Genomic DNA, 14,827 nt, shown 5'->3' on the forward strand with positions numbered 1-14,827 from the left:
AGCTCTAATTTAAGAATAAATATTTGTAATATCCAAAAAACTCTCGAAATAAGCTATAAGCATCTCTCCATTCGAAATAGTCACAATGTACTCCATAAACTTGTGTAACTCCCTGTTTTCTAAACGCTAATTTTGTTCTTGATATATGATAAAACTGACTAACAATCATCACTTTTTTTACCTTTGGAAACAACTTTTTAAAATTGGCAGCTGTTAATTGTGTAGTATTTCCTTGATTATCAATTTTAATCCTCTCCTTTTCTACCCCATTTTGAATTAAATATTCAGCCATTTTTGTTCCCTCGAAATGGCCTTCTTTACCTAAACCACCACTAACGACAATCATCGGAGCTAATCCCTGATTATAAAGTGCTACACCTTTATCTAACCTTGCTTTTAAGCGGAGTGACAATGTCCCATCTTGCTTCACTTTATTTCCCAAGATAACCATCATTTCTACCTTAACTTCTTCATCTGTTAGCCCATCATACACTATAGAAATTTGATGAATCAAAAACCACAAGAGGATTCCAAATGCCCCCCATTTCATTGTTTTTTTCTTCTTCATTTAATTAGGTATAAAAAAAGCCTCTTTCAAATTTGAAAGAGGCTTTTTTATGCATTTATTAATATATTCTATTAAGCAGGTACATTTAAAAGTTCAGCCATTTTAGCTCCAATCTCAGCTGGAGAATCAACAACATGTACTCCACAATCTCTTAAGATTGCTTTCTTAGCAGCAGCAGTATCCGCTTCACCACCAACAATAGCACCAGCATGTCCCATCGTTCTACCAGCAGGAGCAGTTTCTCCAGCGATAAATGCTACGACAGGTTTTGTTCCATTTTCTTTAATCCATGCTCCAGCTTCAGCTTCAAGGTTACCACCGATTTCTCCAATCATAATGATACCTTCTGTTTCAGGATCATTCATTAATAATTCAACAGCTTGTTTAGTTGTTGTACCAATAATTGGATCACCTCCAATACCAATTGCTGTAGTTTGTCCTAATCCAGCTTTTGTAATTTGATCAACAGCTTCGTAAGTTAAAGTTCCTGATTTACTTACAATACCAACAGTTCCTTTGTTAAAGATGAAACCAGGCATAATTCCTACCTTAGCCTCTCCAGCTGTAATAATTCCTGGACAGTTTGGCCCAATAAGTGTACAATCTTTATCAGTCAAATATTCTTTAACCTTAACCATATCTGCTACTGGAATACCTTCTGTTATACAAACAACAACTTTAATTCCCGCTTCAGCAGCTTCCATAATTGCATCTGCAGCAAATGCAGGTGGAACAAAGATTATAGACACATCTGCACCAGCTTTTTCTACAGCTTCATCTACTGTGTTAAAAACAGGACGATCTAAGTGAGTTTGCCCTCCTTTACCTGGAGTAACTCCACCAACAACGTTAGTACCATACTCTATCATTTGACCAGCATGAAAAGTACCCTCACTTCCTGTGAACCCTTGTACTATTACTTTAGAATCTTTGTTTACTAATACACTCATTATGTTTTATTTTTATGAAATTCGTTTTTAACTTCCCCAAAGATAATAATAGATATTAAAATTACATATCTAATTTAGGTTTTAATCAAAAAAAGTTTTAAACGATTTAATCACTTTCTTTTCAAAAAAAAACGTTCCAAATTATCATAATAAGGAACGTTTTTTACAAAATATTTATTGCTTATTTATTTTTCGTAAACTGAAGCTTTATCGAATTTTACACATAATAAATAGTAGAAACAAGCTCTGTATTTATTTCTGTTAGATTTTCCTAACTGCTCAACAACCTCTCCAATTGCTTTGTCTAATTCAGGAGAATCTTTTAATCCTAACTTTTTGATTAAGTAGTTATTCTTAACAGTAGCTAACTCAGCTTCATCTGATCCTGAAACTGTTGAAGCATCTTTGTTATAGATAGCAGGTCCACATCCAATCGTTACTTTTGTTAACAAATCCATATCAGCAGTAACACCAGCTTTTTCTTTTAATTCTTTTGCGTACAATGCGATTAAATCGTCTCTTTTACTCATTTTATTGTTTTTAAACGTTGATTAATATTTTCTCCTACTAATGTAGGAATACATTTTTACTTATCTGTTAAATTTTGCTTATTTTTTATAAAAATATTTTTCTGATTCAAAAAACACCTTTATGATTATTTCTATCTACCTTTGTTGCTATGAGTTTAGAAGAAGTAAAAAGCTATATTAATTCTATCAGAAGGGATTTTGCTGATCGTCCTTTGAGTGAGGCTGTAGTAAAAGAGAATCCGTTTGAACAGTATGCAGTTTGGTTTGAAGAAGCTGTTAATTCTCAGATTTTAGACCCCTACGCCATGTGTTTATCTACTGCTACTAAAACAGGAATTCCTTCCTCTAGGATTGTTTACATGCGCGATATTATTGATGAACAATTTATCTTTTACACCAATTATAACAGTCAAAAAGGAATAGAATTGGCTGAAAACCCAAATGCTGCTTTAAACATTCATTGGGGTGAGTTGGAACGTCAAATTAGAATCGAGGGGATTGTTACTAAAGTTGACGAAGCTATCTCGGACAGTTATTTTGCAGCTCGACCAAAAGAGAGTAAAATTGGAGCATGGGCTTCTAAACAAAGTAATCAATTAGTAGATCGAAAGGAATTAGAACTGAAAGTTCAACAACTTACTGAACAATATAAAGGTAGTGAGGAAATTCCAAGACCCGATTTTTGGGGAGGTTATCAACTCAACCCAACTCGAATTGAGTTCTGGCAAGGAAGACCCAGCAGGTTACATGACCGTATTATTTTTGAAAAAATTGATCAACAATGGAAAATAGCACGTTTATCACCTTAACTCAAAAATACTTTTCTAGATTTTCTTATGGCCCCCAACAATTGAATATTCCCGTTCGGAAAAAAACAAAGTTAATTGTTGTTATTCCTTGTTATAATGAGGCTGAATTAATCCGTTCTTTAGCTTCATTAAAGGCTTGCACTGTTCCCAATGCTATTTGTATTGATGTGATTACGGTAGTTAATCATAGTGAGCGGGCATCCGAAGCTATAAAGTTACAGAACGAACAAACTTATAAAGCTGCTGTTAAATTTGGGGAGCAACACTCCGATGAATCCTTACAATTTTTAACCTTAAAAGCTTTTGATTTACCAAAAAAACATGCTGGAGTAGGATTGGCAAGAAAAATAGGTATGGATGAAGCTTTATACCGTTTTCAAGCATTAAATGAGGATGGAGTTATTTGTTGTTTTGACGCTGATTCTTTATGTGAATTTAATTATTTTGAAGCCATCTATCAAGCTTTTAATGACAATACGATTAATGGTGCTTCTATCCATTTTGAGCATCCTGTTGAAGGAGATGAATATGCTTCTAATATTTATAAAGGAATCATTGACTATGAACTCCACCTCAGGTATTATAAAAATGCCATTAAATATACTGGGGCTCCTTATGCCTTTCACACTATTGGATCGAGCATGGCTGTTAGGGCAAGTGCTTATGCCAAACAAGGCGGAATGAACAAGCGTAAAGCAGGTGAAGATTTTTATTTCTTATCTAAAATTATACAACTTGGCAATTTTGGGGAAATTTGCACTACTAAAGTCATCCCCTCTCCAAGAGTTTCTGATCGTGTTCCTTTTGGAACTGGGAAAGCCATTGGAGATATCATTGATCAACAAATTGAAGATTACACGACATATAGCTTTGATGCATTTATTGATTTAAAATTGTTTTTTGCTCAAATTGAAATGAGTTATCATAAAAATAACTACGAGCAACTTCCCACTTCTATCCAAAAATTTATCTCCAGCTCTAAATACACCAATAAAATTGAAGAGATTAAAAAAAACACCAAAACCTTAAAAAGTTATACGCAACGCTTTTACTTTGTTTTTGATGCTTTTTGGATTTTAAAATTTGTTCATTTTTATAGGGATACGATTCAAGAGAATCTCTTACTTAATGATCAGGCTATTCGTCTTTTAGAAGCATTTGATCTACCATTCAATAAGCGCCTAAACAATCAGGAATTACTCTCGATCTATAGAAAGTTCGACTGTTAAATTTCCTCTATTCAAAGTAAGTATATTCATATTTAAACTCAAACTCTGGTTCATCGAGGTGATTATAATTGATTTCTCGCTCTAACAAGTCTTTCTCGTTATACACTTTTACCTTTTTGTGTTGTAACTTATTTTGATGATTTAATGTTTTCGTTTCAATTTCTAACCCTTTATCATTGTAGGTTGTAAGATCTGTTCCTCTTAAGCCTAACTCCCCCTCATACAACTTAAATGAAACCCTGTTTCCATTGGCATCATACTTTGTCATTGATTGTCTTAAAATTTGATTTAAACCATTATATATTGTATTCTTCGTTTCTTGTCCTTTTACATTATATTCAAACACATATTTCGCATACAAACTATCGTTGGCATCATATTTTTCAATTAATTGTATTTTATCATTGGCATCATAATTTTTAATTAATGTTTTCCCTAGAAGCGTTCCCGTACTATCATAATCTACTTCGCTAACCTTTCTCCCTTCGCTATCATAACCAATGTCTTGTTTTAATAAAACAACACCTAAGTCATTCATTTCTGTTTTATTAATAACGTCACCTTTGGAGTTATAGGCATACGATGAAACACTCTTAATACTTCCATCATTATAGTAATCGGTTATTTTTGTTAATTGATTTTTATCATCATAACCTTTCTTTTGGCTATACCTTAAGGTATCCCTTAAAAAAGATTTAAAGCTAGTTTCATCTCCATTTGCATTCAATTCTCTTTCCAACAACGACACCAGGACTTCAGAACTATCGTATAAAGCTCGCTTAATAATTTTATTATCAGCTCCGTATTCAAAAACTTCCTTGGCCACTCTGTAATTATTTCTATAAGTTACCGAATCTACCAAATAACCATTTGAGTTATAATTAGTTTGATAAATATGTAAACGTTCATCACTAGGTTCTCCAAATTTGTATTGTACAGCTATCGCTTTTTTCGACCTTACTTTCTTTTCTCTGTACTCTTTTTGGTAAACTTCTTTTTGTTCTTCTTTAACCTTTTTTTCAGAAACAATTGATTCTTTTTCATTACTTGGTTCACAACTCACCATAAAAAGTGAAGTGATAAAAAACACTCCTCCAACTACTCTATTTATCATATTTTTTTGCATAAAAAAAACCAGAGAGTAACAACTATCTGGTTCTATTCAGTTTCTTATCTATTTACTCTTCCTCTATACTTACTGCCACTTTTGGTGTTTCAGAAATTGATGGGATAATTTTAATATTATCAGGACCTCCATTTCTGTAGACTTCAACTAATCTTTTCATCACAACTTTCTGAGCTGATTTCGTTTTAAAATTAGCAGCTATTTTTTTAGCTAATCGAACTCTACCAGGATCGTTTTTAAGGAAAAAAGTTCTTACTTCTTTATAAAATGACATATTGTTATTATTAAATTTACCCCTTAAAAGTACAATTTAAATCGTATATTAATCGAATATTTTTTAGTTTTTTATATGAAACATGAAAAAATTGCATTGGTCTTACAGGGTGGAGCTTTAAGAACTGTTTTTACCGCTGGAGTTTTGGATGCTTTTGTAAGTCAAAACTTCTACCCTTTCAGCCATTATATTGGAGTTTCAGGTGGTGCCATGTGCCTATCTTATTACCTTGGTAATCAATATAGAGTTACCTTAGAGATCATCAAATCATTATCTGAAGACAAGGAATTTATCAATATTTTGAATGCTTTTAAAGAAGAAGGTATTGTTAATCTTAAGCACTTAAAACACTTTACCACTTCTGAGTACCCCATAAACTATGCTAGAGCTATTGAAAAAACTGAAACTGCAATTGTTGAATTTGTTGCCACCAATATTGATTCTGGAAAACCAGAGTATTTGAGGCCTCACCGCCATTCATGGAACGATTGCTTGATTGCTTCCTCCACTCTTCCCATTTATTCTAAAGGAATTCATGAATTAGAGGGTAAGAAATTGATGGATGGTGGGTGGAGTGATCCTATTCCTGTTCAACGCGCAATAGAATTAGGAGCCACAAAAATCATTGTTATTAGAACAAGTCCTAAACAGCAAAAAGATAAACTATCTTATCTTAACTATTTAGGTTCTTTTTGGAATAAGGAAAAGGAAGCTTGGAAAAAATGTATCAAAGAAGAACACCTTTACTACAATTCAGCCATTGATTTTATGAATCAACAACATGAAGGTGTAGAAATATATCAAATTGCCCCTCCTCAAAAGTTAAAAACAAGCTCGCATTCTAGTTCAAGAAAAAAAGCTGAATATGACTATAGAACAGGGTTGGATTTAGGCTTGCAATTTATCCTTAACAATCAAGCAAACCTCATTTAGAGGAAAGCTTACTTTATCAATTTTACTACTTGGGAAACATTGTTACTTTTTACATGCACAAAATAAATCCCTTGCGGCAATGCTGTATGAGATAAATAGACTTCATCATCATTAAGCATATACTCCCTTAAAACTTGTCCGCTACTATTTAATAACGCTACAGTTCCCTCTAGGTTATTCTGATTATGGAGTACCCAACAGTCTTCAGCTGTTTTAATCTCAAACTTCTTTTCATCTGTACTCACAGAGGTATAAGCTATGGTCTCTTCTTCTCCATTTTTTTCTACTGTTAGCATATAATAGGTGATTGACTTAATTTCAGCAGGATCAGTAGAAGTATAAGTCATGTTTTCATTTCTTAAATCACTTACTGCAATGGTATTTATCATTTTATAATCGGTACCATTTGAACTTTTATATATGTTATAGCTATCAATTAAATCCTCACTTATTGTTTGCCATTCTACAACTACACCTCTATTTTGTTTTCTCGCATTAAAAGCGATCACCTCAACAGAAAGTGGTTGAGCTAAACAAGCCCCCTCATTATTATAAGCGGGAGTTCCAGAAGCATCAAAACTTACATAGTCACCATCAGAACCTGTATTGGCTGAAGAACTAAAGAAAGTGACACTTTGATTACAACTCCCCCATGTCATTGAAGTTGTTCTATTGGCTCCACTTGAATTCCCATATCTACCTGAACCACTGGTATTGCTACAAAATAAAGCATAAACTAACTCTCCATTACCACACATTGTTGAAAAATCATAAACATAAGATGGTGTTTGACCAGTAAAAAGCATTACTGTTGCTTCAGCTGGTATTGGGTCAGCATAAGCAAATTTAGTACATCCAGCGACAGCATTTAATGAACTAATATAAGCTGCATTATTGCCTATTGTATTCCCTCCACATGCGGTATTACAGTATGAACCAGCTGACGGGAAGTCTATTTGAATATCATCTACATTTAAAGCTGAAGAACCATTTTTAAACACTACATATTCATCAGTTCCTTCGTCGGAGCTATTTCCACATGAATTGACTAAAATACTTTTGATTTCTGGGCAGGTAGTACAAGCTGAAAGTGTAGCTTGCGTTCCTGACAATATTGATGATGTCAAATAGTTTTCAGTACAATTAATTGTTGTCCCATTATACTCATAAACACTCACGAAATAGCTTGTATTTACTGTCAAACCAGTTACTGTTACTGAACTTCCTGTTCCATTATAAACAATATATTCTCCAGCATTTAGTGTGTTTCCACTTCCAAAAGTTGCATTAGCAGTATAAGCAGTTTGATCGGCAGGTACTCCTGTTATCGCAGCTGTAGAGACTACTACAATACGATTTGTCCCATCTCCACTAGACCAGTTGATGGTAAAATTTTGGCAATCTACCCCTGTAAAGTTTAATCCTGAACTGCTAGAAGTTGGCTCTGTAGTTGGTCCACAGGTAACCGTAAAACTTGAATATGTTGTAGTACAAGGTTGTCCGTCTGTAATTGTTAAATCTCCAGATGTAGCTCCTGTAGGAACTGTACATACGATAGTTGTAGCGTTACTTGAGGTTATTGTTGCAGCTACACCATTAAACAAAACACTGCCTCCAGTTAAATCTCCAGATGAAGCAGTAATAGTAACTGTAGTTCCCTCTGGTCCTGAGGTTGGAGATACGCTAGAAATTGTTGCAGGAGTACAAGTACTTGTTCCCTCTAAAATAACATTATCAAGACCTCCATAGTCGCTTGCTCCATTTTGTTTTGCACTTAAAATAACACTTACATTGGTAACGGTATTAGGAATATTAACGCTTTCAGTTATCCAACCTCCAGTAGAAGTATTACTTGTTCCATTTACTACTACGACCTCTCCTTGGCTTACATTATCATAAAACAACTCATATTTTAAATCGTCTCCATTGTCAAAACCTACCACATTATAATCAAAAGAAAAAGTGACACTTGTATACAACGAAACATCTACATTGGGTAATGTGATCGTTTCAAAACCAGTTCCTCCACAGTTTCCATTTAAGTCGGCTATGCCCCAAAACTGCGTTAAGTGATTGGGTGAGATACTGCCTATGGAAGTGCTGTAATCCCAAACATCGCCACTATTTGTACATGCAGGGGTCGACAATGTCATTGGTATCCATGTGTCTCCACTGGGTTCAAAACTTTGTATCGCGATTGTAGTTTGTGCAGAAAAGCTACCTATTCCTATAAAACAGGTTAAAATTAAAATAAGCGCTTGGGGTAGCCTCATTTTAATGGTCGTTTTCATCTCAGAAAATATTGTGTTGTACCTTTATATTACAACAGTTGCAAGTTAATTATTTTTTTATGGTTTTTATTTGTTTGTAGCGGGAACATTTCAACAATTTGACTAACGGTTTTATTACAATGTTTGAATAATATTTTTAATAGATGAAATAATATACTCTACTCCTATCGCAATCACAATGAAGCCTATTATTCTTGACAAAGCATTAATTCCTGATGCTCCTAATAACTTTACAATTAAATGAGAAGATCTTAATATGCTATAAATACATACCACTGTAAAAACAATAGCTCCAAGGATAATCAGAAGTTCCGATATTTCTTTATACGTTTGATTAAATGTAATTAATAACGAAATGGTTCCAGGACCAGCTAACATAGGTATTGCTAGAGGCGTTAGTGTAATTTCACTTCTGGTTTTAATATCTTTTTGAACTCTTTCTCGTTTCATCCCTTTATGTTCAGCAAACTTACCAGTTAAAAGTGCAAAACCTGAAGAAGCAATAATGAGCCCTCCAGCAATTTTTAGCGCATCAATACTTATTCCAAAAAAAGAGAGCATATATTTTCCTCCAAAAAAAGCAATAAACAAGATGATCATTACATTGAATGAAGTCCAAAACGAAATTTGACTTTTTTCTTTGATTGTATTTTCTTGGGTTAAACCAACAAAAACGGGTACGGTCCCTAAAGGATTCATCACTGAAAATAATGCTCCAAAAATGACAATGAATAACTCCATCTGTTTTTTTTTGCAAAGGTCATTATTCATTTTCACCAGTTTATTAAAAAGAAATTATTGTTGTATTAAGAAATGGTAAACTTTGGTTTTGTTTAGTATCTCACATACTCTCTATCAAACTACTAATAATAAACACTTAAAATAGTACTAAAGACTCTTTAATACGCTTTGAGTTCAATCTCTCTCCTCCTATATTCGTAATGGGTGAATTCTTATTTTAAGCATCAACAATTGCATTGAAAACTTGAGTTATAAAAAAAGTTCATCCCATTGACTATACTAAATACGCTTGTTATGGCTAAACTACTTCTCTTATTGCTTTTTATTCCAGTACCTTTCATTGCGCAATGGACACAAGTCAGTTCGCTTCCAAGTAGTTTTCAAACTGACCACTCTTTTGGTTTTGCGATCAACGACACTGGATACATTGTTACAGGAAGTCATTTCACTTCATTTGGTAGTTTTCCTTCCAATAAATTTTACAAATATTCTCCCAACGATGATACTTGGACTCAACTCGATGACTTCCCGGGTGGAAATAGAGGTTTTGGAATAGGAGATGTTTGGGATAACAAAGCCTACTTTGGGTTTGGATTGAACTTTGACAATTCAACTGGTGCATCAATATATAAAAACGATTTATGGGAGTTTAACCCATCAACATCAACTTGGACAGAATTAACTTCTTGCCCCTGTAATACGAGAATACATCCTGCTTTTGTTACGCACCAAGGAAATATTTACATGGGACTGGGAAATGATTCTAATGGAAATTTAAACGATTGGTGGCAATATAATATTACTACTGATTCATGGATTCAAAAAGCGAACTTTCCAAGTTATGAACGTCACCATCCCTATCAGTTTGCAATCGGAGATTATGTCTATGTTGGCTTTGGTCATGGTACTGCTGGGGATGAAATATACGACACTTGGTATCGCTACAATCCAACTGATAACACATGGATAGAAGTTCAAAGTATACCGGCTGAGGGACGAGTTGCTGGAACACAATTTAGTCATAATGGCTTTGGATATATTTTAAGTGGTGATGGTAGTGACCACCAATCTATGGAAGAAGGTGAATTTTGGAAATATGATCCTATTGCTGATAGCTGGGAACAAATGCCATCTCATCCTGGTCAATCGAGATGGGCCCCTGCATCTTTTGTATTAGATGATCATGCTTATATTATTAATGGTACTTCTTACGACATTTATCAAAGTGAAGTTTATAAATACAATATGAATGATAACAATATAACGCATGAAGTGACAAAAGAACCGCTGATAGAACCTATCATTAGTCCTAATCCTTTTTCAGATAAAATCGTCATAAAAGTAGATCAACTTAATACTGAACATTTAAACGCTAAGATTAAAAATATCCTTGGGCAAACAATTATAGAAACTACTATTTCAAGTAATAGTAGTTTCTCTGTGGAAAAACTTATTGTGGGGATATATTTTATTGAGTTTTACAATAATGAACGTTTAATTTCAAGTAGGAAAATCATTAAACAATAAACAAACATTACTTCTTATAGCCATCAACTAACTTAAAAGGAACTCTTAATTACATTGAAAATTATTCCTTAACAACTTTCAATACTTGAGTTGTCCCATCTACTTTTACATTTACAAAGTATAGTCCTTCTGGTAAATCCTGCATATAAAGATTAATTCCTCCATTATTTTCATTGTAATTAACCGCTATTTTTTGCCCAATATTATTCAATAATTCTATTTCATACTCTTCAATAAAATCCATATTAATTCTAATATTTTGTTTTGTTGGATTTGGATAAGCTGTTAAACTAAAATTTGCAGTATTATTCTCTACAACCTCTATATTAGAGTACGTATGGTTAAAATCAAAATCTACTTGTTTTAATCGATAATAAGAAGTTCCTTTTAACGGTTTCTCGTCAACTAAGCTATAGTATAAATTTTCTACACTATTTCCTGCTCCTTCAACTTCTCCTATAAACTCCCAGTTTTCTGCATCAGCAGAACGCTCAACAATAAAATAATCGTTATTAATCTCAGTTACGGTTTCCCATGACAATTCAACTTCATTCTCTATCAAAACAGCATCAAAATAAGTTAACTCAACAGGTAAAGCAGCGCTCCCTACATCAACTGTTCCCAACGTAAAGAAGAAACCTGTTGAAGCATTGAAATTATGAGCAAATTCTACAATTCCAGTAGTTTGATTATATGTTGTAGGTGCGATTGATGTCGCTCCAAAGGCAAATAATGCATCGCTATCTACCAATAATCTCACCTTACTTAAATCGTTGGTACCAATCCCTCCTGCTCCATTACCTACTTTACTTAAATCAAACTTTAATGTTAATTGATTAACAGTTCCTGTTTCTTGTCCTTTCCACACTCTTTTCATTCTACCCTGCATTGTTTCTCCATTTACCGAAGTTCCAAAATCAGTAACTTGGAAAGAATCCTCCTCTTCATCATTATTTCCCCAAATAAAGAAAGAGTCGTCGTTCGTAAAATTAGAAGTATTTGCACTATTGAAATTGGTTAATGTTCCTAAACCTATTGTCAAAATATCTCCCTCTACAGAAGTGGCTTGCTTTTGATTGATTTTACCACACTCATCATAACCTATACCTGCAACTTGATTATGAAATCCACTATTAGCAGAATAATCCCAAATTACTGTTCCAAAAGAAGAAATATAATCACCATCATTCAATGTCGTTTCATCATTTGTTTCATCTAAAGAAATTCCATATTTTAACGCATATGATGATTCTACGATTTGTCTTTCTGCATCAGTTAAAGCTATATTGAACACCGATGTTCCCAATATTAGTCCATCAAAGAACTCATTAGTTCCCTCAGCTCCGCCTCCAATAATCATTTCAGAAAGGACAGAAAGTAATGCTGTACTATTTGAGCTTACTCCTTTTTTTCCATCAGCATATAAGGTAATAGCCGTTCCGTCGTATACTCCAGAAATAACATGATATAAACTAGTATTAGTGTTAATATTCCCAGTTATACTAGGAGCACTTATAGTTCCTTGAACAAATCGATACCCTCCATTTTCTTTAATTAATCTAGGTGCTGTAGCTTCATTGGACAATGACCAGATAGCGTTGTTGTTTTGGGTATTATCATCTTTAACTACAATTACAAAACTAAAGTTATTGGTTCCATTTAGAGCTGTAAGCGTATTATTCGTTTTTAAATAGTTTCCGTTATTTCTATCGAATTGTAATCCTGATGTATAATTTTTATCCGAAAAATATTTATTTCTTCCATAAGCATTCCCCTGCCCATTTGAAAGTGAATTAAATCCATTGGTAACTGTTGGTCCATTTGAAGCTGTAGCATTATTGGCGTGTTTACCATTATCTACCCAAGTTGAAACATTGAAACCATTTCCTGCTCCATCAAAACTTGTGGCATCAAAAGAAGATTCTAAAGTACTAATTCCTTGGTTTCCATAAGTTCCAAAATGATCAACATTTATTGTAGTTGCAGCAATATCAAATGAACAATAAGTGGCTTTTACGTAATAATTTCCTTTGGTATTTACAGTTAATGATGAGTTTGTGGCTCCGTTGATAGCTATCTCATCTTTATACCATTGAAAGTCAGAATATATTCCTGGACTTTCAACCCCTAAATTTGCTGAATTCACTTCACATAAATCTACTTTAAGCTCCCCTCCATTGTTTAATAAAATAGAAGCTGAATTATCAAACTCTACGTCAGTTAATGAAAAAGAACTCATATACCCTGCTCCACCTGCAACTCCACTTGCACCAAAAAAACCTAACGAAAATTTATCATCACCATGAACAAAAACATCTGAAACACCTGAAGGAATTGAAAAAGATGTTGATAAATGAGTGCCTAAGCTTGAACCAGCAAAATTATTACCAGCTGAACTCGGAATTGTTAAAAGGTTGTTACCATTTTCATCTTCGATTTGTATGGTACTTCCTACTTTACTAATGATATTAATTTTAGAGCTGCTTCCAAATTGTAGCGCATTAGCAACATATATTGAATCAGAACCAATACAATCTGCAACTGGCGGTATAATATTTAAACTGCTTGCGTTTCCTGCATTTGCACCAAAAGTTGTATGGTAAACCATAACAGGCTTATCGCTTGTAAATACCATATTACTGTGAGCACTACCCACTGATGGTGAATTAACGGTATTCCAATAGGATCCATTTAATATTTTATATCCCCCCAATCCGTTAATCGTTACGTTACCATTTGATGTCGCAAGTGTTGTTGTACCACTTTCTGTAGCTACAACAATTACTTTTTCTCTTGATGTATTTCCATTACCTTTAATCACTCCATATTTCGTTCCTGCCAAACGGCTAGGAGCAATTTGATCCATTCCAATATCTCTCCCATTTCCATCTTGAACAGCTAACAGACTTCCACTGTTAACAGCAATTTTTTTATCTGCAATAATTCTAATTCCATTATAATTGTTGGTCGTAGAATAACTTGGCATTAGGTATTTTTCTTGTGCTTGAACAAACGACTCTCCCTGGTTCAAAAAAATCGTAGTATCAGTCGCTGTTGCAGGTGAAGTGCTATGATCTATTCCTCTTCCATAAAATGTAGTTCCTGGCTTAAAGTTAGTAAATGTAACAGCTGTATTATCTTCTGTAGCCATTACAGAGAAAAAATGAGATTCATGTGTATTTACACTTGAAGAAGAATTCTTCATATTTTGAAATCCAACAAAAAAATCAGTTCCCAACCCAGAACTTCCTTTTGTTGTTAAGGACCCTGCTTGAGAATTTGCTTGATGTCTGATATTGGCAAAAAATGGTTTTGAGGCTTCAAAGTATAATCCATCTGTTGCTAATGTTGCGTTCAACGAAGAACGAGAAACGATACCATGAACATTGACTCCTGTTCCATTAAATTTAATCCTAGCGGGATTCGTTCTTGAGATGGTCAATACCCCTGGAGAAGCTTGTGTTCCAGATTGAACAGTATACCCTGTAAATAAAGCTCCTGAACCATCTCTGAGTGTAACATTAAAACTATTGCTCTCTACAGTTGATAAAACTAAAAAGTGGTTTTTTATATTATTTCCACTATTCTTAATCGCATTTGCGATATATATAGGCGGCAAATACTGAATAGTATCGTATTGCGCAAAAAAGGACTTGTTAAAAAACAGCACCAAGACTAAAATTGGGTAAGTGATAAAATTTTTCATGACGTAAACTTTTAATTAACTTCCCTTAAGCGATTTTTATACCAATCGCAAAAACAGCCTTAAAACCGTAACAAATAGGTAAAAACACCTATTTTTAAAGTTTCAATTTGGGAATGCTTTTTCCCAAATTGAGTAAAAATAAA

Annotated in this window: 12 protein-coding genes; 4 read left to right on the top strand and 8 right to left on the bottom strand. The window is 33.7% G+C overall.

Annotation, left to right across the window (positions count from 1 at the left end):
• Nucleotides 1-4 precede the first annotated feature (4 nt).
• From N4A35_04685 to N4A35_04695, 3 genes are all read right to left on the bottom strand, one after another.
• Nucleotides 5-568 (bottom strand): YdcF family protein, encoded by a 564-nt coding sequence (locus tag N4A35_04685; protein MCT4580694.1) that lies wholly within the window; start codon nucleotides 566-568, stop codon nucleotides 5-7.
• Nucleotides 569-639: 71 nt separating this feature from the next.
• Nucleotides 640-1,518 (bottom strand): succinate--CoA ligase subunit alpha, encoded by an 879-nt coding sequence (gene sucD, locus N4A35_04690; protein ID MCT4580695.1) that lies wholly within the window; start codon nucleotides 1,516-1,518, stop codon nucleotides 640-642.
• A gap of 185 nt (nucleotides 1,519-1,703) precedes the next feature.
• Entirely contained in the window at nucleotides 1,704-2,048 is a 345-nt protein-coding gene (locus tag N4A35_04695; protein MCT4580696.1) for a DUF2853 family protein, read from the bottom strand.
• Nucleotides 2,049-2,197: 149 nt separating this feature from the next.
• Between N4A35_04695 and pdxH the strand changes: the two genes are divergently transcribed.
• On the top strand, nucleotides 2,198-2,857 hold the full coding sequence (gene pdxH / locus N4A35_04700) for a pyridoxamine 5'-phosphate oxidase (GenBank protein ID MCT4580697.1): 660 nt from the start codon (nucleotides 2,198-2,200) through the stop codon (nucleotides 2,855-2,857).
• The gene (locus tag N4A35_04705; protein MCT4580698.1) at nucleotides 2,830-4,086 is read left to right on the top strand and encodes a glycosyltransferase family 2 protein; all 1,257 of its coding nucleotides are present in this window, start codon (nucleotides 2,830-2,832) and stop codon (nucleotides 4,084-4,086) included. The genes pdxH and N4A35_04705 overlap by 28 nt, the downstream gene beginning before the upstream one ends.
• A gap of 7 nt (nucleotides 4,087-4,093) precedes the next feature.
• Here N4A35_04705 and N4A35_04710 read toward each other — a convergent pair whose 3' ends face one another.
• Complete coding sequence (locus N4A35_04710; protein MCT4580699.1) at nucleotides 4,094-5,200, bottom strand: hypothetical protein; 1,107 nt, start codon at nucleotides 5,198-5,200, stop codon at nucleotides 4,094-4,096.
• Nucleotides 5,201-5,264: 64 nt separating this feature from the next.
• Nucleotides 5,265-5,486 (bottom strand): hypothetical protein, encoded by a 222-nt coding sequence (locus N4A35_04715; GenBank protein MCT4580700.1) that lies wholly within the window; start codon nucleotides 5,484-5,486, stop codon nucleotides 5,265-5,267.
• A 75-nt stretch (nucleotides 5,487-5,561) separates the two neighbouring features.
• Between N4A35_04715 and N4A35_04720 the strand changes: the two genes are divergently transcribed.
• A complete protein-coding gene (locus tag N4A35_04720; protein MCT4580701.1) occupies nucleotides 5,562-6,419 on the top strand; it encodes a patatin family protein in 858 nt (285 codons plus the stop codon).
• Nucleotides 6,420-6,427: 8 nt separating this feature from the next.
• On the opposite strand, the gene N4A35_04725 is transcribed toward N4A35_04720, so the two are convergent.
• Both N4A35_04725 and N4A35_04730 read right to left on the bottom strand, forming a co-directional pair.
• Nucleotides 6,428-8,710, bottom strand: coding sequence for a T9SS type A sorting domain-containing protein (locus N4A35_04725; protein ID MCT4580702.1), 2,283 nt, complete (start codon nucleotides 8,708-8,710; stop codon nucleotides 6,428-6,430).
• Nucleotides 8,711-8,824: 114 nt separating this feature from the next.
• Nucleotides 8,825-9,451, bottom strand: coding sequence for a MarC family NAAT transporter (locus N4A35_04730; GenBank protein MCT4580703.1), 627 nt, complete (start codon nucleotides 9,449-9,451; stop codon nucleotides 8,825-8,827).
• A gap of 294 nt (nucleotides 9,452-9,745) precedes the next feature.
• Between N4A35_04730 and N4A35_04735 the strand changes: the two genes are divergently transcribed.
• On the top strand, nucleotides 9,746-10,978 hold the full coding sequence (locus tag N4A35_04735) for a T9SS type A sorting domain-containing protein (protein ID MCT4580704.1): 1,233 nt from the start codon (nucleotides 9,746-9,748) through the stop codon (nucleotides 10,976-10,978).
• A gap of 61 nt (nucleotides 10,979-11,039) precedes the next feature.
• Here N4A35_04735 and N4A35_04740 read toward each other — a convergent pair whose 3' ends face one another.
• A complete protein-coding gene (locus N4A35_04740; GenBank protein ID MCT4580705.1) occupies nucleotides 11,040-14,684 on the bottom strand; it encodes a T9SS type A sorting domain-containing protein in 3,645 nt (1,214 codons plus the stop codon).
• Between the last annotated feature and the right edge of the window lie 143 nt (nucleotides 14,685-14,827).

Source organism: Flavobacteriales bacterium (assembly GCA_025210295.1).
Taxonomy (GTDB): Bacteria; Bacteroidota; Bacteroidia; order Flavobacteriales_D; family Parvicellaceae; genus S010-51.

Bases quoted from the DNA above. Each gene is read 5' to 3' on its own strand.
- pdxH (MCT4580697.1), top strand. From the start codon at position 2,198: ATGAGTTTAGAAGAAGTAAAAAGCTATATTAATTCTATCAGAAGGGAT.
- N4A35_04720 (MCT4580701.1), top strand. From the start codon at position 5,562: ATGAAACATGAAAAAATTGCATTGGTCTTACAGGGTGGAGCTTTAAGA.
- N4A35_04715 (MCT4580700.1), bottom strand. From the start codon at position 5,486: ATGTCATTTTATAAAGAAGTAAGAACTTTTTTCCTTAAAAACGATCCT.
- N4A35_04740 (MCT4580705.1), bottom strand. From the start codon at position 14,684: ATGAAAAATTTTATCACTTACCCAATTTTAGTCTTGGTGCTGTTTTTT.
- N4A35_04685 (MCT4580694.1), bottom strand. From the start codon at position 568: ATGAAGAAGAAAAAAACAATGAAATGGGGGGCATTTGGAATCCTCTTG.
- N4A35_04705 (MCT4580698.1), top strand. From the start codon at position 2,830: ATGGAAAATAGCACGTTTATCACCTTAACTCAAAAATACTTTTCTAGA.
- N4A35_04730 (MCT4580703.1), bottom strand. From the start codon at position 9,451: ATGGAGTTATTCATTGTCATTTTTGGAGCATTATTTTCAGTGATGAAT.
- N4A35_04695 (MCT4580696.1), bottom strand. From the start codon at position 2,048: ATGAGTAAAAGAGACGATTTAATCGCATTGTACGCAAAAGAATTAAAA.
- N4A35_04710 (MCT4580699.1), bottom strand. From the start codon at position 5,200: ATGATAAATAGAGTAGTTGGAGGAGTGTTTTTTATCACTTCACTTTTT.
- N4A35_04725 (MCT4580702.1), bottom strand. From the start codon at position 8,710: ATGAAAACGACCATTAAAATGAGGCTACCCCAAGCGCTTATTTTAATT.
- sucD (MCT4580695.1), bottom strand. From the start codon at position 1,518: ATGAGTGTATTAGTAAACAAAGATTCTAAAGTAATAGTACAAGGGTTC.
- N4A35_04735 (MCT4580704.1), top strand. From the start codon at position 9,746: ATGGCTAAACTACTTCTCTTATTGCTTTTTATTCCAGTACCTTTCATT.